General features: G+C 51.1%; 20 protein-coding genes. 7 read left to right on the top strand and 13 right to left on the bottom strand.

The features are described from left to right. Positions 1–22 precede the first annotated feature (22 nt). Entirely contained in the window at positions 23–409 is a 387-nt protein-coding gene (locus BMW93_RS24070; RefSeq protein WP_090382371.1) for a helix-turn-helix domain-containing protein, read from the top strand. 61 nt (positions 410–470) lie between these two features. Then, positions 471–2,219 carry a glycoside hydrolase family 9 protein gene (locus BMW93_RS24065; RefSeq protein WP_090382369.1) on the top strand — a complete coding sequence of 583 codons (1,749 nt, stop codon included), beginning with the start codon at positions 471–473 and terminating at the stop codon, positions 2,217–2,219. A 7-nt stretch (positions 2,220–2,226) separates the two neighbouring features. Here BMW93_RS24065 and BMW93_RS24060 read toward each other — a convergent pair whose 3' ends face one another. After that, entirely contained in the window at positions 2,227–2,433 is a 207-nt protein-coding gene (locus BMW93_RS24060; RefSeq protein WP_090382367.1) for a hypothetical protein, read from the bottom strand. 120 nt (positions 2,434–2,553) lie between these two features. Here BMW93_RS24060 and BMW93_RS24055 point away from each other — a divergent pair, with 120 nt between their 5' ends. Next, a complete protein-coding gene (locus BMW93_RS24055) occupies positions 2,554–3,912 on the top strand; it encodes an acyl-CoA dehydrogenase family protein (protein ID WP_090382366.1) in 1,359 nt (452 codons plus the stop codon). Between the two features lie 31 nt (positions 3,913–3,943). Here BMW93_RS24055 and BMW93_RS24050 read toward each other — a convergent pair whose 3' ends face one another. Then, entirely contained in the window at positions 3,944–5,317 is a 1,374-nt protein-coding gene (locus BMW93_RS24050) for a hypothetical protein (RefSeq protein ID WP_090382363.1), read from the bottom strand. Between the two features lie 165 nt (positions 5,318–5,482). On the opposite strand from BMW93_RS24050, the gene BMW93_RS35265 reads away from it, so the two are divergent. Next, positions 5,483–5,851 carry a hypothetical protein gene (locus tag BMW93_RS35265; protein WP_143061715.1) on the top strand — a complete coding sequence of 123 codons (369 nt, stop codon included), beginning with the start codon at positions 5,483–5,485 and terminating at the stop codon, positions 5,849–5,851. A 38-nt stretch (positions 5,852–5,889) separates the two neighbouring features. Next, positions 5,890–6,363: a GNAT family N-acetyltransferase gene (locus tag BMW93_RS24040; protein ID WP_229240754.1), complete on the top strand. Its 474-nt coding sequence runs from the start codon at positions 5,890–5,892 to the stop codon at positions 6,361–6,363. A 69-nt stretch (positions 6,364–6,432) separates the two neighbouring features. Here BMW93_RS24040 and BMW93_RS24035 read toward each other — a convergent pair whose 3' ends face one another. Both BMW93_RS24035 and BMW93_RS24030 read right to left on the bottom strand, forming a co-directional pair. Beyond that, entirely contained in the window at positions 6,433–6,816 is a 384-nt protein-coding gene (locus tag BMW93_RS24035; protein WP_090382355.1) for a hypothetical protein, read from the bottom strand. A 127-nt stretch (positions 6,817–6,943) separates the two neighbouring features. Further along, entirely contained in the window at positions 6,944–7,699 is a 756-nt protein-coding gene (locus tag BMW93_RS24030; protein WP_090382353.1) for a 1-acyl-sn-glycerol-3-phosphate acyltransferase, read from the bottom strand. 141 nt (positions 7,700–7,840) lie between these two features. On the opposite strand from BMW93_RS24030, the gene BMW93_RS24025 reads away from it, so the two are divergent. Beyond that, entirely contained in the window at positions 7,841–8,830 is a 990-nt protein-coding gene (locus BMW93_RS24025) for an acyl-ACP desaturase (protein ID WP_090382350.1), read from the top strand. A gap of 65 nt (positions 8,831–8,895) precedes the next feature. Here BMW93_RS24025 and BMW93_RS24020 read toward each other — a convergent pair whose 3' ends face one another. Beyond that, a complete protein-coding gene (locus BMW93_RS24020) occupies positions 8,896–10,884 on the bottom strand; it encodes a gliding motility-associated C-terminal domain-containing protein (protein ID WP_090382348.1) in 1,989 nt (662 codons plus the stop codon). A gap of 162 nt (positions 10,885–11,046) precedes the next feature. Then, entirely contained in the window at positions 11,047–12,498 is a 1,452-nt protein-coding gene (locus BMW93_RS24015) for a S41 family peptidase (protein ID WP_229240752.1), read from the bottom strand. A gap of 188 nt (positions 12,499–12,686) precedes the next feature. Between BMW93_RS24015 and BMW93_RS35920 the strand changes: the two genes are divergently transcribed. Beyond that, positions 12,687–13,025 (top strand): DUF433 domain-containing protein, encoded by a 339-nt coding sequence (locus BMW93_RS35920; protein WP_229240750.1) that lies wholly within the window; start codon positions 12,687–12,689, stop codon positions 13,023–13,025. Here BMW93_RS35920 and iolE read toward each other — a convergent pair. The 7 genes from iolE to iolC all read right to left on the bottom strand — a co-directional run bounded on the left by iolE (position 13,022) and on the right by iolC (position 22,258). Beyond that, positions 13,022–13,924, bottom strand: a complete 903-nt coding sequence (gene iolE / locus BMW93_RS24005) for a myo-inosose-2 dehydratase (protein WP_090382346.1) — start codon at positions 13,922–13,924, stop codon at positions 13,022–13,024. The genes BMW93_RS35920 and iolE overlap by 4 nt on opposite strands. After that, complete coding sequence (gene iolD / locus BMW93_RS24000; RefSeq protein ID WP_090382343.1) at positions 13,924–15,789, bottom strand: 3D-(3,5/4)-trihydroxycyclohexane-1,2-dione acylhydrolase (decyclizing); 1,866 nt, start codon at positions 15,787–15,789, stop codon at positions 13,924–13,926. Before iolD ends, iolE begins: the two co-directional genes overlap by 1 nt. 30 nt (positions 15,790–15,819) lie before the next feature. Continuing rightward, entirely contained in the window at positions 15,820–16,770 is a 951-nt protein-coding gene (locus tag BMW93_RS23995; protein ID WP_090382341.1) for a class II fructose-bisphosphate aldolase, read from the bottom strand. 8 nt (positions 16,771–16,778) lie between these two features. Then, on the bottom strand, positions 16,779–18,389 hold the full coding sequence (locus BMW93_RS23990) for a sodium:solute symporter family transporter (protein ID WP_090382338.1): 1,611 nt from the start codon (positions 18,387–18,389) through the stop codon (positions 16,779–16,781). An 83-nt stretch (positions 18,390–18,472) separates the two neighbouring features. After that, positions 18,473–19,507 (bottom strand): inositol 2-dehydrogenase, encoded by a 1,035-nt coding sequence (gene iolG, locus BMW93_RS23985; protein ID WP_090382336.1) that lies wholly within the window; start codon positions 19,505–19,507, stop codon positions 18,473–18,475. Positions 19,508–19,769: 262 nt separating this feature from the next. Then, positions 19,770–21,236 (bottom strand): CoA-acylating methylmalonate-semialdehyde dehydrogenase, encoded by a 1,467-nt coding sequence (locus tag BMW93_RS23980; RefSeq protein WP_090382334.1) that lies wholly within the window; start codon positions 21,234–21,236, stop codon positions 19,770–19,772. 14 nt (positions 21,237–21,250) lie between these two features. Beyond that, positions 21,251–22,258 (bottom strand): 5-dehydro-2-deoxygluconokinase, encoded by a 1,008-nt coding sequence (gene iolC, locus BMW93_RS23975; RefSeq protein ID WP_090382330.1) that lies wholly within the window; start codon positions 22,256–22,258, stop codon positions 21,251–21,253. Positions 22,259–22,275: the final 17 nt, after the last annotated feature.

The raw sequence follows: 22,275 nt of genomic DNA, 5'->3' as shown, positions 1-22,275 counted from the left end.
AAATGCTTTGAAGGAGAATGCTATGAAAGAGAATTTTAAAGAAAACCATCCCGAATGCCGCGAAATGATCCTGCCGGTCCGAGACGCGCTGGATGTGATCAGCGGAAAATGGAAGATTTCTATTCTTATTGCGATGGCACTGGGTAACAGGCGGTTCATGGAATTACAGAATGCTATTCCGAACATCACGCCGAGAATGCTGTCGAAGGAGCTGAAAGAGCTGGAAATGAACTTGCTGGTTGAACGAAAGGTGTACGATTCGTTCCCGCCCGTGATCGAATACGAGCGCACTGCACACGCCCATACACTCGAACCGCTGATCGAAGAGCTTCGGAAATGGGGCGAGTACCACCGACTGGTAATCACCGGTACCAATATCGAACATCCCGTAAAAGAATTGCAGGATTGAGGTAAAGTTGGCCATCGGGTTGCTTTGTGATTTTGAAGTAAAATCCATTTCAGAAAAATCAATGAAGGTATTCCCGCATTTGGTCGCGTCGCTGGCTGTTTTTGGTTTGTTTCTCTCGCCTGCGCTTGCGCAGCAGCATTCGGACGCCATCCGTTTGAATCAGATCGGGTTTTACCCGACAGCGCCAAAGATGGCCGTTATCGCTGCCGAGGAAGGTGATGCCTTTGAAATTAAGGATTCCAAATCGGGGAAAACGATTTTGAAAGGTAAGCTCGGAGGTGTGCGCACCAGTCAGCATTCCGGCAGGCATACGCGTATAGCTGATTTTAGCGGGCTACGTAAGCCGGGTTCTTATATTATTGAAATAGCAGGACTTGGAAAATCGGCGACATTCCGCATTGCTAGCCGCGTTCACCGGGATGTGGCCGAGGCTGCATTGAAGGGCTTTTATTACCAGCGCGCCTCCGTCGAACTTCCTGAAAAGTTTGCAGGAAAATGGGCCCGGCCAGCCGGGCATCCCGACGATAAAGTCCTCATCCATGCATCTGCAATCTCCGAGGGGCGACCCGAAAATGCCGTAATTTCCTCTGCACGAGGTTGGTATGATGCAGGGGATTATAATAAATACATCGTCAATTCGGGCATTACCATGGGGACCTTGCTCTCGTTGTACGAAGATTACCCGCTGTATTTTGAAGATTTTAACCTCAATATCCCCGAAAGTAATAACGGCGTTCCCGACTTGCTCGATGAGGTTGCCTGGAACCTGCGATGGATGTTAACCATGCAGGACCTGGCCGATGGAGGTGTGTACCATAAACTGACCAACCCGCGTTTCGACGGGATGGTTATGCCGGATGCCGCTAAAAATCCCCGGTATGTGGTACAGAAAGGCGCCGCAGCGACGCTCGACTTCGTAGCGGTAATGGCGCAGGCGTCGAGGGTGTTCAAAAATTTTGACAATAAATTTCCCGGTCTGGCCGATTCCTGCACGACAGCTGCGGTGAAAGGCTGGGAATGGGCTCGGAAGCATCCTGCGGTCATGTATAACCAGGATGCGATGAACAAACAGTTCGATCCCGATGTCGTTACCGGCGCCTATGGAGATCGTTCTGTGAAGGACGAGTGGATATGGGCGGCTAGTGAAATGTATGCCACGACGGGCAAACCAGAGTATATCAAAGAAATCGACCTCGAATTACAGCAACCTATGGCGCTGCCGACTTGGAGCCAGGTGAAAACATTGGGATACTACACACTGTTGCGTTTCGCCGAAAAATTAAAGTTGCCTGCGGAGCAATCGGCGGCATTGCGGAAAAACGTTCTGACTTATTGCGATCAACTCCTCTCGGACCTGGAAAAGCAACCATACCACACCGTAATGGGCAAGACGGCGCAGGATTATGCCTGGGGAAGCAGTTCGGTGGCTGCGAACCAGGGTATTGCATTAATGTACGCCCACAGCTTGTCAAAGGACCAGAAATATCTTCAGGCGGCCCTGGGTAACCTCGATTACCTGCTCGGTCGCAATGCGACAGGCTATTGTTTCCTGACAGGCTTTGGCTCAAAAAGGGTTATGCACCCACACCACCGGCCGTCCATTGCCGACGGGATCGTGGACCCGGTGCCGGGTTTGCTTTCAGGTGGGCCTAACCCGGGGCAACAGGACAAATGCACTGGCTACCCGAACAAATTTGCCGACGAATCATTCGCCGACCAAGACTGTTCATACGCTTCCAACGAGATCGCCATCAACTGGAATGCGCCGATGGTATACCTCGCGGCCGCGCTCGAAGCGACGATGAAATAGCCCTGTTTCATTCCTTTTCACCTTTCACCGGAACTGTTTCCGGCGTTTCGTTATAGCCTTTCTTTTTGGTCATATTCCCCTTTTCGGACTTTTGGATGGCTTCCTCTTTGAGAAGCCCGGAAGGTTTATGGCTATCGTCGCGTTGTTTCGACTTGCTCTTCGGGCCACCCTGGCTCGGTGAGCCGCCTTCCACATTGTTGGTTTTCGCTTTCATGGTTTTTCAGGTTTAGGGCGATACCTGCAAATTTCATTCCTGGCGCGCTACATTTTTAATGGTGTGCAGTAGAGAGCCTCCGGCGCCGACTCTTTATCAAATCACAACCCAACAAACGTTATGAACCTTTTCAAATCCATTTCCCAGCTACGCAATCTGCTCAAAACCATCGATATCGAAGCCGTCGCCAGGCTTTCCCAAAAAGTAGACCTTAACAAGTTGATGGGGATCGTCTCTAAAATGAGTGAGGAAGACCTCGGTAAAATGCTGAAATTCATGCAGGCTGGTTCAGGCAAAAAGAAAGCGCCGCCGGTTGTGAATGGCGATTTCTATGAGCTGGCATCAACACTCACGCCCGAAGACCGGGAAATACAGCTCAAAGTGCGCGAGTTCATGGAAACGGAAATCAAGCCGATTGCTAATTACTATTGGAACAATGCACAGTTTCCCAAACATATTATCCCGCTCATGGCCAAGCTGGATATTTGTGGCCTTACCTACCAGGGATATGGCTGTGCCGGACGATCGGCGTTGCTGGAAGGGTTCATCGCCATGGAAATGGCGCGTATCGATTCATCTGTTTCCACATTCTTCGGCGTCCACAGCGGCCTTGCGATGGGTTCGATTTACCTGTGCGGCTCGGAAGAGCAGAAGCAGCAGTGGCTGCCTGTAATGCAACGTATGGAGCTGATCGGTGCATTTGGCCTCACGGAACCGGAAGTGGGCTCCGGTGCCGCGGGTGGACTCACCACTACCTGCAAGCGGGAAGGTGACGAATGGGTGATCAACGGGCAGAAGAAATGGATCGGCAATGCAACTTTCTCGGATATTACGATTATCTGGGCGCGTGATCTGGACGACAATCAGGTGAAAGGGTTTATCGTGCGGAAGGAAAACCCCGGTTTCAAAGCCGAGAAAATGGAGGATAAAATGGCGCTGCGTACTGTTCAGAATGCTTTGATCACATTAACAGACTGCCGCGTACCGGAGGCCGACCGGCTTCAAAATGCGAACTCATTCAAGGACACTGCTAATGTCCTGCGCATGACGCGCGCGGGTGTGGCGTGGCAGGCGGTCGGGTGCGGTCGGGGCGCGTACGAGCTGGCGCTGAAATACACAATGGAAAGAAGGCAGTTCGGGCGGCCGATAGCCGGGTTTCAATTGGTACAGGACCTATTGGTAACCATGCTGGGCGACCTTACCGCGATGCAGACGATGGTTTACAGGTTATCCCAATTGCAGGACGCGGGCGACCTCGCGGACGAGCATGCGTCGCTCGCAAAAGTGTTCTGCACCCTGCGCATGCGCTCGATCGTAGACCATGCACGTGAGCTTTTCGGCGGCAACGGCATATTGCTCGAATACGACATCGCCCGCTTTGTGGCGGATGCCGAAGCCATTTATTCTTACGAAGGCACAAAGGAAATCAACTCCCTGATCGTCGGCAGGGCCATCACTGGGGAAAGTGCGTTTGTATAAAAGTAGAAGGGCAGTTTCAGCTGCCCTTCTACTACCATTTCAGTGTCCCGGTCTTCATTTCATTGAGGTCCTTTTCCATAGAAACCCACGACATGCCGGTGACCTTTTGGGCCTCTACGGCTTTGGTTTGCCATTCAATGGCCTCGTCCTTCCGGCCCAGTTTGTAAAGTAAGTGCGCGTAAGTGTCAATGTATGCCGGGTTACCCAGCGGTAGGTGATTTTTATCCCGGCGTAATTCTTCGTGCCATTCCATCGATCGTTTCGACCACATTAATGCAAGTTCAAGGTCTCGCGGATTGCTGTTCATCTGGTAAAAATGCCAGGCATGTTCATTCAGCTCCATGTGGAAATGCTGCGACGGCGGCGCAAAGCGTACTGCCTGCTTTTCACCGGCTGGCCCAAGCGGTGTCTGGTTTGCCAGGTTTTTTTTCAACATTTCGGTGTCCATTCTTTTCAGCGAATCCACTGTCAGTATCAGATGGTGTTGCTGGATCAGGGTGCGGATGGTTTGGAAATACGAGGCCGTATCTTTCACGGCGAAAAAATACTGCGCCATATTCCGTTCAAAAGCCAGTCTACCTTTACCGAAGTCCTTGTTGTAGGCATTCTGTAAAAAAGAAGCGCTTTGATATGCAAGGTTGGGGTTCTTTTGCTCGATCGCTTTTCGCATGGTACTCCCGATAATGCCGCTGTTAAATGCGGAAGCTTCGTGCGATGGGACCGATTTATACAAACTATCGATCATTTGATAAGGAACAAGTGCCTGAACCACCTTATAGGCGCGACTATCCATGGCGGGCCCTTGCTGATAAATGAATTTTACCACCTGAAAGCTGGTAATGGAATCGACCGGTAACTTGCCTACATATTCATCCAGCAAATCGTTGGTCGGCATATTAATCTCACGGCGTTTTTGAATATATGCCTTTAAAAAGCCGGCCGACCTTTCACCGTTTTGATATTCTTTTTCAAAATCACTCAGTTGTTTGCCTCCTTTTCGGTCGAGCGCCACTTGTGCATTTTCCAGATATATCTTTGAATTGCTCGTAGATCCGTTAAAACGGTTGAGGATATTACCTTCCGTATCAACATAGAGTGACACCAACGCATGCTTAACCTGGAATTTTTCAGCCAGTTTCCGGCCGTTGTCTGTATCCACATTGCTGCGGATGGCGATGAAATTCTTCTGGTAAATATCTTTCAACTCCGGACTGCTGAAACCTTTGGTAGCCACTTCGTTGCAATGTTCGCATTCATGACCTTCGAGTTGTATAAAGATGAGCTTTCGTTCTTTTCGGGCTGTTTTTGAAAGAGATTCCCAGGAAGTATTATCGTTGATGAATGTAATTTGACCGCGGCTTTGAAAAGAAATGAGCAGCGCAATTGCGAGTACAACTTGCTTCATTATTTGTCGGGTTGATGAGGTTTTTCAAATGTAATTTAAATTTTGTAACCGTTTGTTAAAATAATAAAAATATCGGGCAGGGTATTTAACCGGATATATAAGGTTACAACTGTTTTTGGAAATAACGTGTCTCATTTTCAATTCACTTTTATCATTCCCAACCCTATGAGAAAACTTCTGCTTTTATGTTCGCTGGCACTTATATTTTCTTGTAAAGACAAAACCGTTTCCTCGACTTTGAATGTTTGTGGTGTAAAAGACCCCGTTCGGAATCTGCCCTGGCTTAGAGCGAAAATCGACTCTCTAAAAACGCAAAAGCAGGAGGAAATGCTGATGGTTACCGTCGGGAAGATCAAAGATGAGGTCGTTTTCGATTATACAATGACTTATATGTCCTGCTATGTCTGTGTGGTATATCGTTGCGACGGTACGCGCTTCGACCTTTCCAAACTCTCACAGGAAGAAATGAAGGAATTTACCCGCACCGTCCGCGGAGAAGATACGCGCGGGCCGGTTATCTGGCCCGAGAAATAGCCCATATCCTTGCCTTTAAGCGCCGCCCGGCGTAATTTGTGCCGCTCACCCAACCCATTACCCACGTGCAGGCACCCGTTACCATCCGTCGCGCAGAGGCTACCGACCGCGAGACTATTTACCAAATGATATGCAGCCTCGAAAATATGGTCCTCGACCGGCCGGGCTTCAACGCAGCCTTCGAGCGTAACGTCACCAGCCCGAATATCACCTATTTTCTCGCCGAACAGGATGGCCAGCCCGTCGGAATGGTGAGTTGCCATATTCAGCCGTTGTTACATCACGCCGCATTGGTTTCGGAGATCCAGGAAATGTATGTGGAGCCGGAATACCGGTCGCAAAAGGTAGGGAATGCGTTGATGAAGCATGTGACCGCATTCGCGAAAGGGGAGGGGGCGATCCAGATGGAAGTGACTTCGCGGGCTACGCGCGAGCAGGCGCACAGGTTCTACCAGCGCGAGGGGTTCGAAAAATCGCATGTGAAACTGGTAAGGTATTTCAAAAACGAATAAAAAAGCACCGGGCCAACGTCCCGGTGCTTTTTGCATTACCCTAAACCTTCAACTATAACCTTTAAAATCTTAGTATCTGCCTCTCTGACGACCATCGCGTGACCAGCGGTCGCGGTCGCGGCTGAGGCGGCGCGTATCCGACATGAGTTCGTGCAAGTCGTTGCGGAGAATTCTTTCCTCGCGGTTTGATAAACGGCCATGGCGGGCGAATTGCCGCTCCTTGTCCTGGATGTTTTCGTAGCGGTTCATGAGCATGTTCGCCTCACGGGAAGTGAGCGTGCCCCACTGCACACCGTTGGCTATATTTTGTCGTGCTTCTCTTTGGAGTCGGTTAATGTCCGACATTCTCTCATGGTTGGCGCCGTTGCGGTAGTCGTAACGCGGACCATATTGGGCGGAAGCATTGGTGAATCCTAATGCAAGAACCACTGCGGCAAAAAGTATCTTTTTCATAACCCAAAAGTTTTAATGTTTGTGGGTTAGAGGGCCTCGCGCGGCAGAGGTTTAAATGGGGATTGTTAACGATTGTTAAGACAACTTAACGGCTTGGATATCAGCTCCAAAACGCACTATCACGGGATCAGGACCCGACGGCAGCGCTTGCCGGCTCGATCAGCTTCCTGATTTCTTCCTGCGCTTCCGCCAGTACTTCTTCCACCTTTCTTCCGGCCGGTTCAATGCCCGGGAGTACAGTGAAATTCAGCGTACAGAATGATTTCAGGGGGAAAATACCCTTGGGGTTCATTGCGCCCGTGCCATCGATCGCCACCGGAACGATGAGCGCATCGGGGGCGCGTTTCAGTAAAGTGGCTACCCCGCCCGACTGAAATTGTTTCATACTCCCGCTCGCAGTGCGGGTACCTTCGGGGAAAATAATCGCGGATGCCTTTTCGTCCTGGATTAGTTTGCCCAGTCGCGCTATCTCCGTAATTGCCTGCTTGCTGTCCTTGCGGTTGATAAGCGCCGCGCCGCTTTTGCGGAGGTTGTACGAAATGCTGGGAACGCCCTTGGCGAGTTCTATTTTGGAAACAAAACGCGGGCTGTATTTCCGCATGTACCAATAAACGGGGGAAATGTCGTAGCTGCTCTGGTGGTTGGCTACGAATATGAGTGGCCGGTTGTCGGGCAGCTGGGCAAGGTTTTTGAGCTTGATATTAGCACCGGTCAGATAGAGCCCGAATGTGAGGGAAAAATTAAGCCAGTCGACCGACACTTTGTGCGCCTTTTTGCCGAAGACGTTGAATGCGATGACCTGTATGACATGGAAAACTAAGAGTGTTAGGCCGAAATGGATCAGGTAGAGGGTACTCAGAACGTAATCGAGGATTTTTCTCATTCTTATTTTTTCTGCAAAAATAGTCTAAATCTGTTTTGGTTACTCCAAATTCTAAAACGTGAAATGACAATAGTCATTCAAAACTTACGTATTATTCACGTTATTTGTAAAATAGTCAATAGTGTTTAAATCAAAATACAAATGGATATTACGCTTTCAGCCGAAAGGCTTGAAGTAATGAAACATATAGGCAAAGACCTCGATGGGCTCATTGGCGAGTACCTTAAACCGATCGAGGAAAACTGGCAACCCGCTGACTTCCTGCCTGATGCAACAAGAGAGAATTTTTTGCATGAAGTGAAGCTTTTGCAGGAAAGCTGCCGCGATCTGCCTTACGACTACATTGCTGTGCTAATAGGCGATACGATTACCGAAGAAGCATTGCCTACCTACGAATCGTGGCTGGTGGACGTGATCGGTATCAACCAGGTCGACGAGCCGGAATCCGGCTGGGTGAAGTGGGTGCGTGCCTGGACGGCCGAGGAAAACCGCCACGGCGACCTGCTCAACAAGTACCTTTACCTCTCGGGCCGCGTGAATATGCGTGCGATGGAGGTGTCTACGCAATACCTCATCGCCGACGGTTTCGATATCGGTACCGATCGTGACCCTTACCGAAACTTTATTTACACGTCGTTTCAGGAGCTTGCCACCAACGTCTCGCACCGTCGCACGGCTACCCTCGCGAAGAAATTCGGTAACCCGCATTTGTCGAAAATATGCGGTGTGATCGCTTCCGACGAAATGCGTCATGCGAAAGCCTACAAGACGTTCGTAACCCGCATTCTGGAAGTGGATCCTTCGGAGCTGATGCTGGCTTTGGAAGATATGATGAGGAAAAAGATCGTGATGCCCGCACACTTTATGCGTGAAACGGGGATGAAAATGGGTGAAACGTTCTCCCACTTCTCTGACGCCGCGCAACGCCTGGGCGTGTACACGACCCTGGATTATATCGACATTCTCGAAGATTTGCTCACAGAATGGAACATCGGTTCCGTGCGCGATATCAACGAAAAGGCCGAAAAAGCAAGAGATTACCTCATGGCCCTGCCCGCACGCCTCAGAAGAATCGCCGACCGTACCCGCATTCCGGATCTGGCGTATGAGTTTAGCTGGATAAGCAGGTAAAGATAACCGCCGACGACCGACCGCCGATTCGCAATGCTTGAACAGTATCGGCGGTCGGCGGTCGCTTATTGCAACAACATCACAGCTCCCCGCTTGCTGATGACCTTTCCCTTAGTCGAAACGCCTTCGATTTCCCACACGTAAGTACCTGAAATGGCCGCTGCGCCTTTGAAAGAGCCGTCCCAGCCGGTATTGAGCTGGTCGGTGAAGAATACGATTTGTCCCCAACGATTGTAAATGCGGAAATAGCGGATCGATTCGATGCCGTTGATAACCGGTAGCAATACCTCGTTACGGCCATCGCCGTTGGGCGAAAATGCAGTCGGAATGACGATATTTTCCTGGCGTTTAATGGAAAGGTTTACCGTCCCTGTACCGGTACAGCCCAGCTCGGACGTTACATCCACGGTGTAGGACTGGTCTTCCTGCAAAATGGCAATGGGACTTTGAATATTGACGTCGTTTAAGCCCGTAGCCGGTGTCCAGAGGAATCTCGTTCGGGCGTAGTTAGTGATCTGCGGCGACGTCGCATAAAGCTGAAAAGGAACATTGTATTCGACCAGAGCGTCGGGTGTAACGTTTACTTCGATCTTCGGCGCTACGCCGACACGGATAGTGTCGGTTTGCGTGCAAAAGCCTTTGGTAGCCGTTACAATGTAGGAAGTGGTTGCCGGTGGCGTTGCAACAGGCTCGCGACTGGCCGCATTATCGAGGCTGGCCTCGGGCGACCATTTGAAAGACTGCGCATTGCTTTCCGTCATCAGTTGCACCGACTGCCCCTCGCAAACGGTGGTATCCGGCATAATGCGGACGTTGATATCACTAGTGAATTGCAGTGTTACATTTTTGCCCACCACACAGTTGTTCGCATCTTTGACAAACACCCGATAATTACCCGCCGGCTTTTTGAATACATTCGAAGCCTGGTAGCTGACAGAATCCATCGAATATTGATAAGGTGCGAGGCCATCTTTGGGGGTGAGCGCAATTGAGCCTTCCGTACCGGTGTCGCAATTCCCCGCGATCACATCCGTTGTGAGTTCCAGGTTGCTGATGATGGCCTGTTTGCGGTTTTCCAGTTTATTGGCACATCCCTGACTGGTGACGGTGAGCGTCACATTCTTGGTTCCGGGCGAATTCCAGCTCAAAACATAGGGCCCCATGCCCGAGCCCGATACCACCGTAGCGCCGTCCCATTCCCATTTGAAATCGTAGCCCGTTCCCGGTGCGGGAATGGAGCCGGTGTATTTTACTTCAATGTTTTTGGGGAACTCGCAGGTAGGATTTGGCGAGATAGAAAAGTCAGCGTAGGGGTTGATATTAGCTTCAAAACAAATCTCCGAGAATGATTTGTTGACGTCGGTTTGGGAGAAATACTTGTTATGGAATACGAGATAGGCGAAGTTCGCTTCGCCCGATTCACAGGTTTTGACCTGGTCATCGCGGAAAATGTAGATCGGCGTGCCCGCTTTTCCGACGTAGTTTTTCCCGGTATCGTTATATACGGTAAAAAGTTGATTATCAACGTACACGCTCACCTTGCCCGTAGCGCCGTCGCGCGTGAATGTAAGGAGGTAGTAGGTTGAATTATCAAAAAACGGGCAGTTTCCCTGGATGCCGTTAGGGTAAAAATCGAGGCAGCGTTCAGTGGAATTCGGTGTATTTTTGAAATAGATACCATTGTCGAGCGCACCGTTCGAAAAATCGATAATGCGGGTCCAGGTAGGTCCCCAGCTGGTCACTTTCAGGTAAAGCTGGATGGTGTAAGTTTCCCCCACAAAGCCGTCGGTATTGGGATACATAAAACCCCAGTTGAGATTGTTATGATAAACAGCTCTCTGAACGCCGCACGGAAGCATGTCCCGTGCGAATATTCCCGGCAAAGTTCCCGCGGCGCAGGAACCCAGCGACGCCGCGAGTTGCAGATCGGGCCCGCATTCGGGCTGCGCCACTTGCAAATTGTTGTTGAAACGATAAGTATGCTTGTTTTGCGCCTGGGCAAACGGCACGTAAAAGAGAATTAACAGAAGAATATGTAAAGCATTCCACTTCATATCGTTGCCTTCATACCGGACGTGAGTAAAAATCGGGATTCAAAAGTAAGGTAAATACAACAAAAAGGATGCCGGTCGCCTCCTTTTTTGATGGAACGGACTGAAAACGGACCGGGCCCGCAAGTGCAGGCCCGGTCGAGTGAACAATATGTATGTGAGAGTTTACTGAGGGATAGCCCTGATATTTCCGCGGCGGATCATGCGGTTCTCCTTCGTTTGGAGGTCGTCATGGAGCATTTTGCGGAAGCTGTCGACGCTCCGGGTCGCGGCGAGTCGTTGCCCGTCCGGAGCAGGGATACCCATAATGTCGAGTGCTTTGCGGAGCAGCGTTTCATTTTCATCACCAAAAGGCAGGTAGGGCACCGTCGAATCCTCGACTTCGTAATCGGGCGTCATACCATCGATGGTACCGTAGTCCGACTCGCCGTTCGCATTGGCCGTCTGCCCCAGCATGATGTACATACCCCATTTCCAGCGCCCCCGGTCGTCGTCGACCAGTTGGCCGAAGAGGTTCTTGCCTGCTGTATGTTCACCGATTTTGATGACACTCATGTAGGGTTTCAACCCATTGATAACCAGTTCGCTGGCCGACGCCGTGCCGTTGGATGTCAGAACGAACACACGGCTCAATGCGCTGCCTATATTATTTGCTTCATTCTGGAAAGGGTAGTTCAATGCATCCGGCCCCTTCATTTTTTGCCAGTAAGCGGTGTATTTATTGTTCCACTGCTCTTTGTAAAAGATTTTGGAACTCGACACGCCAGTCCCGATCAGTGACGCAAGCGTTTCCGCCGAGCTGATATACCCTCCCGGATTGAACCGGAGATCGAGTACCAGCTCATTTACCCCCTTGCTTTTAAAATCCGCAAAAACCTGACGCAACTCGTTGTCGTATTTAGAGTCGTCGGTGTCGGTGCCGGGGACAAATTGCGTGTAAACCAGGTAGCCGATTGTTTTATTATACTCGGGTTTTGAAATCATTGTGGAGAAAAGCACAGGATCTTCGCTAACCTGCGCTTTGGTCATGGTTACCGTCTTGCTGCTCGCCACGATGGCTGAGCCGGAAATTTCTCCCAGCGTGAATGTGGCCGTTTCGTTGGCGCTGAGCAGTGACGTATAATTGCTGGAAGTCAGTTGCGTGCCATTGACCTTCATCAGAATATCGCCGCGTTTCAAACCCGCCGTTTCCGCCGGGCTGCCCTTCACCACGTAGTTAAGGAATGCCGCGAGGTTCGACTTGCCATTATCAATGTAGGACAGCGAATAGCTGATCCCGAAAATTTTGCTGATACCGTTGAACTCGTTCTGCAATGCGTCGAAGTCTTCCGTAACCATGGAAAAGCGGTCGACGGTTGTGCGCTGATAGACCAGTTTTTCAAAATAATCATGAGGATCGATGGTGGCGTCGAGGCTGCTTTTCGCCGGCAAATTTTTGTACCAGAAATACGCATCGTCCATCACATCGTAGATCCAGCTATTGATATCGGGATAATCCGCCGTGGTAGTAGAATCGATGGTTGCGACGGCCGGGTCGACATCCTTGTCCTTACAACCCACCACCGCCAGCGCAAAAATCAGGACATAGAGAAGATGTAATCGTTTGATATTTAACATAGTGTTCAGTTTAAAGTAATGCGTAAACTGATATCATAGGCCGTAAAGCAATCGGGGTTAATCGGTAATATATTGCTGTTACGTCGCGGGAAGGGGAAATGTGGCGGTTGGAGCAATGCTTCGCCCGAAAATTTATTAATTTGTACTACAAAGTTGTTACCTTTTCAAAGATGAAGCGTAAGAAAAGTATGGGAATTCAAGAGATAGTTACGATCGACCCGGAAATATTGAGCGGGCAGCCTGTTTTCAGTGGAACCAGGGTGCCTATCGATACGCTTTTTGACCACCTCGAAGCCGGTGTTTCGCTCGACGATTTTCTGGATGACTTCCCGTCTGTCACGAGGGATCAAGCGGTAGCGTTACTCGAAGCAGCGAACAGGCTACTGTCATCGAAGCACATCGAGCCTGATGCGTCAAATAACACCTATTTTGAGCTAACAAAACTTTCGCCATCGATCCGGCGGGTTTTGAAAAAACCAAAACTACCTGCCGGACCAATGGCGATTTATGAAGGAATGAGTGCTTAAATCCCTGTCAATCCCCTGAAAAAATTCCGCGCGATAATCGCGTATTCCAGCGGGTTTGCTTTGGCGGGGTCTTGTTCGGCTTCAAGGACGATCCAGCCGGCGTAGTTACTTTCTTTGATGATCGCGAAAAGGGATGGGAAATCAATGCAGCCTTCTGCATCGCCCGGAACGGTGAATACGCCGTTTTTGACGGCCGTCAGGAAGCTCAGGTGCTCGTCGTGTACGCGTTGGAGCACTTGGGGGCGTACGTCTTTCAGGTGTATATGCGCGGTGCGGCCGATGTATTTGTTCAATGCCGCCACCGGATCTTCACCTGCGAAATGGAAATGCCCGCAATCGTAGTTCAGGAATACATAGTCGGGGTTGGTTTCGTTGAGCAACCGGTCGGTTTCTTCCATCGTTTGAATGCAGGTACCCATGTGGTGGTGAAACGCAAGCTTCATACCCCGGTCGCGCGCGATCTTGCCCAGTTCGTCCAGGCCGTAGGTGAAACTGTCCCATTCTTCGCGGGTTTTCAGCATCCCCTTGCCTTCAAATACCGGCACGTTCATTTGACCCTGGCAGCTGTTGCCTGTTTCACCTCCACCGATCACTTTTGCACCCATGATTTCGAGGAAATCGAGCAGTCTGACAAAATTTTCGCGGTTTTCGGCGAAGGATTTGGTCGTCAGTTCATAGCTGTTCCATTGGTTGCAAATCTGCAAGCCGCGGAGTTCCAATGCTTTTTTCAGCACGTTGGTATCGCGGGGAAACTTGTTGCCCACTTCGCAGCCCGTAAATCCGGCCAGTGCCATTTCGCTCACGCATTGCTCGAATGTATTCTCGCCGCCGAGCTCCGGCATATCATCGTTGGTCCAGTTAATAGGAGCAACCCCGAGTTTGATGTTTTCGAAGTTCATTATAAAAATATCCGTTGCGTTTTCTTGTTCTCGCGGTAAGTTTCAAATGCCTTTTGCACCTGTTCCGATGTCGAAACTTCTGCTACTGGTACTTCCCACCATGCGTGGTAGCCCTTCACGGTGCGGTAGAGGCTGGTTTCGATGTAAATGACGGTGGTGCGGTCGGCGGTTTTGGATTGTGCCAATGCACTTTCCAGCGATTGACGGTCGGTAGCGCGGATGACGTTCGCGCCGAGGCTTTCCGCATTCTTCGCCAGGTCCACGGGCAGGAAGCCACCGGACAGCTGGCCGGTTTCGTTTTCGCGGAATTTGTACATCGTGCCAAAGCGCTCGCTACCAATGCTTTCCGATAGCCCGCCGATGCTTGCGTAGCCGTTGTTGTTCAAAAGCAGGATCGTAAACCGCACGCCTTCCTGAATGGCCGTTACGATCTCGTGATTGTTCATCAAATAACCTCCGTCGCCACAGAGCACATACACTTCGCGGGTAGGATCGGCCATTTTGGCGCCAAGACCGGCCGCGATCTCGTAGCCCATGCAGGAAAAGCCGTATTCGAGGTGGAAGTTTTTCGGGTCGGTGGCGCGCCATAGCTTGTGCAGGTCGCCCGGTGCACTGCCGGATGCATTGATCATCACGTCACGGTCGTCCATGAAGCTGTTCAGCGTCCCGATAACAACTGCCTGGTCGATCGGCGGAACGGTACTGTTACCCTCGGCATAAATTTGGGTTACCTCGTCGTTCCAGGCCTTATTGATGTCGGCAATATGCCGGCGATAATCCGCCGCGACCTCGTGGTTACCCAAAAGCCCGGCCAACTCTTCCAGTACCGCTTTCGCGTCCCCGATCACGGGCAATGCGGCATGTTTGAAAGCATCAAACTCACTGATATTGATATTGATAAAACGGACATCCGGATTTTTGAAAATCGATTTCGAAGCCGTCGTAAAATCACTGTAACGCGTGCCGATACCGATGACAAGGTCAGCCTGATTAGCTACATCGATCGCATATTTGGTACCGGTAGCCCCCAGGCCGCCGATGCTGTAAGGCGTGTCGAAGCGTACCGCACCTTTTCCTGCAAAAGTTTCGCCAACCGGAATACCGGTTTTAGAAGCAAATGCATGAAGCGTTTCGCTTGCGCCGCTGTAAATGGCGCCACCACCTGCTACAATCACCGGTTTACTTGCCGATTTGATCCATTCGGCGGCTTTCTGCAAGGTTACCAGGTCGGGCCGCGGCCTTCCGACATGCCACACGCGTTTTTGGAATAATGATTCTGGAAAATCGTAAGCGTGCGTCTGCACATCCTGCGGCATCGAGAGTGTCACCGCGCCCATTTCCGCTTGTGAGGTCAGCACCCGCATCACTTCCGGGAGGGAGTAAATAAGTTGTTCGGGGCGGTTAATGCGGTCCCAATATTTGGAAACAGGTTTGAAACAATCATTCACCGAAATATCCTGCGAAGCGGCGCTTTCGAGCTGCTGCAAAACGGGGTTAGGTTCGCGGGTAGCGAAGATATCGCCCGGCAGCAGCAGTACAGGTAACCGGTTAATGGTCGCCAATGCGGCTCCGGTGAGCATATTGGTCGCACCGGGCCCGATCGATGTGGTGCAAACGAATGCGCCCAGGCGGTTTTTAACTTTCGCGTAGGCTACCGCGGTATGCACCATCGATTGCTCGTTGCGGCATTGGTAGTAGCGGAAATCGGGGTTTTCTTGCAACGCCTGACCGAGCCCGGCCACATTGCCATGCCCGAAAATGCCGAAACAGCCACCAAAATAAGGTTCCTCGATGCCGTCGCGTTCGATGTACTGGTTTTTTAGAAACATGATGGTAGCCTGAGCCACCGTGAGTCGTTTGGTCATGTCTTTGAATATTTACTGTTCGAAACAGAGTCAGCTGATAATGCTGCTGAAATCGCCCGCCTTGTCCGTGCAGCCGAACAGGTCGAACTTTTTGAGCATAAACTTTTTGTATTCCTCCATAAAAATCTTCCCCGGGGTAGTGGGGGCAAATTCTTCGGGGCGGTCGCGGAAAAACTCGCGGTTCACCATCGTCCAGAGCAAACGGGTGTCGGTAGCAATGTTGATCTTGCAGATTCCCAGCGGAATAGCCTTCCTTACTTCTTCTTCCTGCACGCCTTTTGCATCGGTTTTCAACTGTCCACCGGCTGCATTAACGCGTTCGATCACTTCCGGAACGACATTAGAGCCGCCGTGCAATACGAGCGGGAAGCCCGGCAAGCGCTTTTGGATTTCTTTCAGAATGTGGAATTGCAACCCTTGTCCGCCTGAAAATTTGTAGGCGCCGTGACTGGTACCCACCGCAATGGCGAGACTATCGCAGTCAGTGGCATTCACAAAGTCCTCGACCTGCTGCGGATTGGTATAAAATGAATGCGCTGCATCCACGGTCAGGTCGTCTTCGACGCCGGCCAGCACGCCCAGCTCGGCTTCCACGCTGATGCCTTTGGCATGCGCCGCGGTTACTACGGCTTTGGTACGGGCCACATTTTTCTCAAAACTGTCGTGTGAAGCGTCGATCATCACGGAAGTATAGCCGCCTTTGCTGATCGCGTCGAAAATATGTTCTTCATAACCGTGGTCCATATGGATCGCGTACGTGACGCGCGGGTAAATGCGCGCGGCCGCGCCTATCATGGACAGGAGCATGTCCGCATGCGCGTAATCCCGCGCGAAGGGAGTTGTCTGCACGATAAAAGGTGCATTTGCCTCTTGTGCCGCAGCGAAAAGGCCGTGGATTTCTTCCATGAAAAACACATTCACAGCCGGTATGGCGTAGCGGCCATAGCATTTTTCAAAGAGTTGGCGGGTTGTTAGTAGCATTGGATTGGTTACCAGAATATCGTGTATAAAGCTGCCAGTACACCGCATATCAGCACCGAACCAATCACGAAACTTCTGCCGGGCTGGAACATCGAAGCGTCGATTTTCAGGCTTTTCGGATTGTCTTTGCTTTTCGGATCGGCGAGGGAAATGGCGGCGATCACGGCGCAGAGGATCAGGAAAATGTAGCCCATACGGTCAAGGAACGGGATTTCGGGATACATAAACTTGCCTGCGGTCGACAACGGGATTGTCAGCAATGCGGCTGACAAAGCAGCGGCGGAAGTAGTCCGTTTCCAGAACATTCCCAAAATGAATATGGCAAACACGCCCGGGGTAATGAAGCTGCTGTATTCCTGAATGAACTGGTAGGCCTGATCGAGCACCCTCAGTTGCGGGGCAATGAGGACACCGATACCCATCGCGACGTAGATCGTGTAGCGGCCAATGCGCACAAGCTGGCGCTCGGTGGCGTGCGGGGCGATGTACTGTTTGTAAATGTCTAATGTAAATATCGTTGAGATACTGTTGGCTTTACCGGCCAGCGACGCCACGATGGCGGCGGTGAGCGCGGCAAATGCCATTCCTTTTAAACCCGCAGGCAGAAGATTAAGTAAAACAGGGTAGGCATGGTCGGGTTTTACTACGTTGCCGGCGAGCATTTCCTGCTGGAACATACCGTTTTGGTATAATACAAATGCGGCAATGCCCGGGATAACGACGATGATCGGAATAAGCAGTTTGAGCAGCGCTGCGAAAAGAATCCCTTTCCGCGCGGTGGGTAAGTTGGCGCCGAGGCTACGTTGGATAATGTACTGGTTGCAGCCGAAATAGGCGAGGTTGTTGATCCACATCGCGCCGAGAATTACCGACAGACCGGGAAGATCTTTGTAGAAAGCATGATCTTTCGGCAGGATCATATGGAAATGCGAATCGGCCTGCTCGCGGAGCAAACCCAGCGCATTGAAGATTCCTGGTCTGTTGAAATGCTGTGATACCAGGTCCAATGCAAGATATGTAGTTGCGAGACCGCCCAAAACGAGCACAATTACCTGCACTACGTCGGTATAGCCGATTACCTTCATCCCGCCGATCGTGATCACGACTGCGAATAGCCCCAGGCCGACGATCGCGTACTGAAAGTCAATTCCAGCGGTCACTTCGAGCGCGAGGGCGCCGAGGTAGAGGATGGACGTAAGGTTTACAAATACGTACAATAAGAGCCAGAAAACCGCCATGATCGTCGCCACCGTAGGATTATACCTTTCCCGCAGGAATTGCGGCATGGTGTATATTTTGTTTTTGAGATACACCGGCAGAATAAACAATGCGACGACGATCAGTGAGGCTGCGGCCATCCATTCGTAAGAAGAAATGGCCAGACCAATGGCAAATCCCGACCCCGACATCCCGATAAAGTGCTCGGCCGAAATGTTCGAAGCGATGATGGAAGCACCAATCGCCCAGAACGTCAGCGAGCCCTCGGCGAGGAAATAGTCGGTCGAACTAACCTCTTTCGAGCTTTTCTTTTTATAAATCCAGTAACCGTAAGCGGAAACGCCTATCAGATAGATGAAAAATACTATGTAATCCAGCGATTGCAGACCGGTATTGGACATGCTTGTGAAAGGGTTAGTTAATTAAATCGGGATTTGACCTGTTTTAAAGTGTCCAAACTTATGAATTTTTGAACAGTTCCAGCTTAAACCTGCGCGGTGGCATATTGCAGCACCTCATCCAGTTTTACGCTCCTGCCTTCGGTCAGCGACTTCATGGCGGCGATACCGATCGCGGTCGCCATCAGGCCGTCGTGTGCATCGACCGGCGAAGGGGTGTCTTTCAACACGCAATCGATGAATGTTTTAAGGCAGACCCGGTACGCCGTTTCATATCTTTCGAGGAAGAAATGGAGCGGTAACGAGCTGTGGCCGCCATTGCTGTCGAAATGAATGAGCGTATCGGTGGTATTGTTTTCCGCCTTTGCCATTCCTTTGGAACCGAAGATTTCCAGGCGCTGGTCGTAGCCGTACACAGCCTTACGGCTATTGTCGATGACGCCTATTGCGCCATTTTCGAATGTTAATACGATTACAGCGGTGTCTATATCGCCGAATTCTTTAATCTCGGGATGAATAAGTGCGTCGCCTTTTACGAATACTTCCTTGACCTCGCTTCCCACAATGTAGCGGGCCATATCGAAGTCGTGGATGGACATATCGAGGAAAATTCCGCCCGAAACTTTCAGGTACTCCACCGGCGGAGGTGCCGGGTCGCGGCTGGTAATGCGGAGAATGTGCGGCTCGCCGATTTTCTCGTTCACGACGAGGTGTCTTACATTCATAAAATTAGCATCGAACCGGCGGTTGAAGCCGAGCATTAGCTTCACATTGTTCTCGGCAACAGCCTTTTCAGCAGCCTGAATGGCTTCCAGCGTTACGTCGAGCGGTTTTTCACAGAAAATGTGCTTTCCTTTTTCTGCCGCAGCCACGGTGTAAGGCACGTGAAATGGCGTAGGCGAGCAAATGATCACCGCCTCCACATCCGGGTGGTTGATCACATCGTAAGCATCGGTAACAACCTCGGGTACACCCAGGTCGCGTGCAAATGCATGTGCAGCGGGCGAGAGGTCGGAAGCGATAACGACTTCCGCATCCGGCATATGGTGCACCAGGTTGGCAAGGTGGATCTGGCCAATCCGGCCCAGTCCGATCACACCGGTTTTGAGTTTTTTTGTCATCTTCAGAAGTTGCGAGCGAGTTGCATCCGCCGACTAAAGTCGACGGTAAGAGATTTTTAAGTGTTTATGTTAAATTCTCGATTATCCTTGCCGTCGACTCAAGTCGGCGGGTAAGAGATTTTTAAAAATGTTTATTTCTTAAATTCTTGATTATCCCTTGCCGTCGACTTAAGTCGACGGGAATAGATTAGAATAAAATAAAATGATCTGAATTGAATGATTAAAAATGAATAGATCGGAGATGAATGGAGATCAACAATCTCTAAAACTTTCTGTTCCATTCTTTCAGCCAGCGCTCGATCACAACTTTTGTCTGTGTGAAGAACTCGACCGCATGCTTGCCCTGCCCATGCAGATCGCCGTAAAAGCTATCTTTCCAGCCTGAGAACGGGAACTGGGCCACAGGAGCGGCCACGCCGATATTGATACCGATATTCCCGGCCTCGGCCTCATGGCGGAAACGACGGGCATTCAAACCGCTGCTGGTAAAAATGCAGGCCATGTTGCCATATTTCCCGGAGTTGATAAAGCGGATTGCTTCATCGATCGTATTAATATGTACCAGGCTCAGTACCGGCCCGAAAATCTCGGTTGATGCCAGTTCGCCGTCCAGGGGAATATCTTCAATGATGGTTGGGGCAATGAAGTTGCCATTTTCGTAGCCATTGATTTTTGCATTACGTCCGTCCACCAGCAAGCGGCCGCCTTCGTGCAAACCTTTATCGATCAGGCTGTGCACGCGGGTTTTGCTTTCGGCGGTGATTACCGGACCCATTAATACATCCGAATCCAGACCAAAGCCGGTCTTACGAGTCCTGGCCGATTCCACCAGGCTTTCGGTAATGTCCTTGTGTTCGCCTACGGTAATGATGGTCGAAGCAGCCAGGCATCGCTGGCCCGCGCAGCCGTAAACGCTGTCGATCACGATTTGAGAAGTCATATCGATGTCTGCATCCGGCAGCACGATCACCGGATTTTTGGCGCCGCCCTGTGCCTGCACGCGCTTGCCGTTGGCGGAACCTTTGGAATACACATAGCGGGCTACATTGGAAGAGCCTACAAAGCTGATTCCTTTAATGACCGGGTGTTCCAGAATGGCGTCCACCGTTTCGCGCGCACCTTGTACGAGGTTCAGCACGCCTTTCGGGAGATCCAGTTTTTCCATTAATGCGACGATCTTCGTCATCGTCAGCGGCACTTTTTCCGAAGGTTTGATAATGTAGCTGTTTCCGCAAGCGAGGGCGTAGGGTAGGAACCAGAATGTGATCATGCCCGGGAAGTTGAATGGCGCAATGCACGCGCACGGGCCCAGCGGCTGGCGGATCATGTACTCGTCGATTCCTTTGGCAATATCTTCCGAAAACTCGCCCTGGATGAGCGTCGGCATACCGCAGGCATTCTCCACGTTCTCGATCGCGCGCACCATTTCGGCCTTTGCCTCGATGAACGTCTTGCCCGATTCTAGGGTGATAGTCCTGGCGATGTCGTCGGCGTTGTCTTCGAGTATTGTTTTTAGTTTAAACAAATATTGTACACGCTTCGAAACCGGCGTATTTCTCCATTCCTGAAAACCTTCCTGGGCAGCCGCGGCGGCGTCGGCAACGTCCTGTGCCGTTCCGTAAGGGACCTGCGCCAATACTTCCTGCGTCGCAGGGTTCAGCACATCCACATAATGGCTTGAATGGCTGTCGACCCAGCGGCCGTTGATGTAATTCTGTAATTTTTCCATTTGTATTTTAAAACTTATAAACCTCCGTATCCTTTCACAAACTCCATTACTTCATCATAGGCCGGCATAAAATTGGCGCAGCCTTCGCGCGTGACGATGATCGCCCCGCACGCATTGCCCATTCGCACGCTTTTGTACAAATCCCAGCCGCGTAGCAGCCCGAACGAGAAGCCGGCGCAGAAAGCGTCGCCTGCCCCGAGGACATTCAGTACCTCCACCGGGAAACCGGGGACTTTCACCTCTTCCTTTCCGGGCTGGAAAATCGAAGCGCCGTCTTTGCCACGCTTTACCACCAGCGTTTCCACGCCGGATTTCAGGATTTCATTGATCGCGTTCTCGATATCCCCGCGGATTTCGGGAGCCGATATTTGCTGATGCTTAATCAAAAGCTGCTCTTTATCGGTCAGAAATGTGGCGAGGATCTCTTCCTCCGTTCCTACCACAATATTGAAGCTGCTCAAAGCAGCACGAATAGTAACCCCGAATGCACGCGGGTCGAACCACTGGTCGGCGCGGAAATCGATGTCCAGAAGCCTGGTAACGCCGTTTTTCTTCGCCAGTTCCAATGCGTAGAACATCGCGGTACGGCTTGGGTCCTTGCTGAATGCGGTGCCCGAGAATGCGGCCGCTTTGAAATCCTGGAACGGTATGGCCGATACGTGATCGATATTCAGGTTGATATCCGCGCAGTTTTCGCGGTAATATACCAGCGGGAAGCGGTCGGGCGGCTCAATGCCCAGCACGACCGCCGAACTGCGGGTACCTTCGATCACCGGCACCCACTCGGTAACAATGCCCTCGTTATCCAGGAAATGTTTGATAAAATTCCCGACCTGATCGTTTCCGATACCGGTGAGAATGGCCGTTTCCAGGCCCAGCCGACGGCTTCCCGTGGCGATATTGAGCGGGCACCCGCCCACAAATGCATTGAATGCCTCGATTTTTTCAAAAGGGCTGCCCACGTTGGCCGAGTAGAGGTCAATGGACGAGCGGCCAAGGGTAAGAAGATCGTATTTGCGCATGTTAGTGGTTATTTGAA

It is taken from the genome of Dyadobacter sp. SG02, assembly GCF_900109045.1.
In the GTDB taxonomy this organism is placed as follows: domain Bacteria; phylum Bacteroidota; class Bacteroidia; order Cytophagales; family Spirosomataceae; genus Dyadobacter.
The sequence above is the reverse complement of the archived record's forward strand: the minus strand, read 5'-3'. Positions and strand labels throughout refer to the sequence as shown.

Excerpts from the sequence above, each read along its gene's own strand:
- BMW93_RS24060 (WP_090382367.1), bottom strand. The coding sequence starts at position 2,433 with ATGAAAGCGAAAACCAACAATGTGGAAGGCGGCTCACCGAGCCAGGGT.
- BMW93_RS35265 (WP_143061715.1), top strand. The coding sequence starts at position 5,483 with ATGAGAAAACTTCTGCTTTTATGTTCGCTGGCACTTATATTTTCTTGT.
- iolE (WP_090382346.1), bottom strand. The coding sequence starts at position 13,924 with ATGAACTTCGAAAACATCAAACTCGGGGTTGCTCCTATTAACTGGACC.
- BMW93_RS24055 (WP_090382366.1), top strand. The coding sequence starts at position 2,554 with ATGAACCTTTTCAAATCCATTTCCCAGCTACGCAATCTGCTCAAAACC.
- BMW93_RS24030 (WP_090382353.1), bottom strand. The coding sequence starts at position 7,699 with ATGAGAAAAATCCTCGATTACGTTCTGAGTACCCTCTACCTGATCCAT.
- iolD (WP_090382343.1), bottom strand. The coding sequence starts at position 15,789 with ATGACCAAACGACTCACGGTGGCTCAGGCTACCATCATGTTTCTAAAA.
- BMW93_RS24025 (WP_090382350.1), top strand. The coding sequence starts at position 7,841 with ATGGATATTACGCTTTCAGCCGAAAGGCTTGAAGTAATGAAACATATA.
- BMW93_RS24020 (WP_090382348.1), bottom strand. The coding sequence starts at position 10,884 with ATGAAGTGGAATGCTTTACATATTCTTCTGTTAATTCTCTTTTACGTG.
- BMW93_RS24050 (WP_090382363.1), bottom strand. The coding sequence starts at position 5,317 with ATGAAGCAAGTTGTACTCGCAATTGCGCTGCTCATTTCTTTTCAAAGC.
- BMW93_RS24035 (WP_090382355.1), bottom strand. The coding sequence starts at position 6,816 with ATGAAAAAGATACTTTTTGCCGCAGTGGTTCTTGCATTAGGATTCACC.
- BMW93_RS23990 (WP_090382338.1), bottom strand. The coding sequence starts at position 18,389 with ATGTCCAATACCGGTCTGCAATCGCTGGATTACATAGTATTTTTCATC.
- BMW93_RS23980 (WP_090382334.1), bottom strand. The coding sequence starts at position 21,236 with ATGGAAAAATTACAGAATTACATCAACGGCCGCTGGGTCGACAGCCAT.
- BMW93_RS24015 (WP_229240752.1), bottom strand. The coding sequence starts at position 12,498 with ATGTTAAATATCAAACGATTACATCTTCTCTATGTCCTGATTTTTGCG.
- BMW93_RS24070 (WP_090382371.1), top strand. The coding sequence starts at position 23 with ATGAAAGAGAATTTTAAAGAAAACCATCCCGAATGCCGCGAAATGATC.
- iolC (WP_090382330.1), bottom strand. The coding sequence starts at position 22,258 with ATGCGCAAATACGATCTTCTTACCCTTGGCCGCTCGTCCATTGACCTC.
- BMW93_RS35920 (WP_229240750.1), top strand. The coding sequence starts at position 12,687 with ATGGGAATTCAAGAGATAGTTACGATCGACCCGGAAATATTGAGCGGG.
- BMW93_RS23995 (WP_090382341.1), bottom strand. The coding sequence starts at position 16,770 with ATGCTACTAACAACCCGCCAACTCTTTGAAAAATGCTATGGCCGCTAC.
- BMW93_RS24065 (WP_090382369.1), top strand. The coding sequence starts at position 471 with ATGAAGGTATTCCCGCATTTGGTCGCGTCGCTGGCTGTTTTTGGTTTG.
- iolG (WP_090382336.1), bottom strand. The coding sequence starts at position 19,507 with ATGACAAAAAAACTCAAAACCGGTGTGATCGGACTGGGCCGGATTGGC.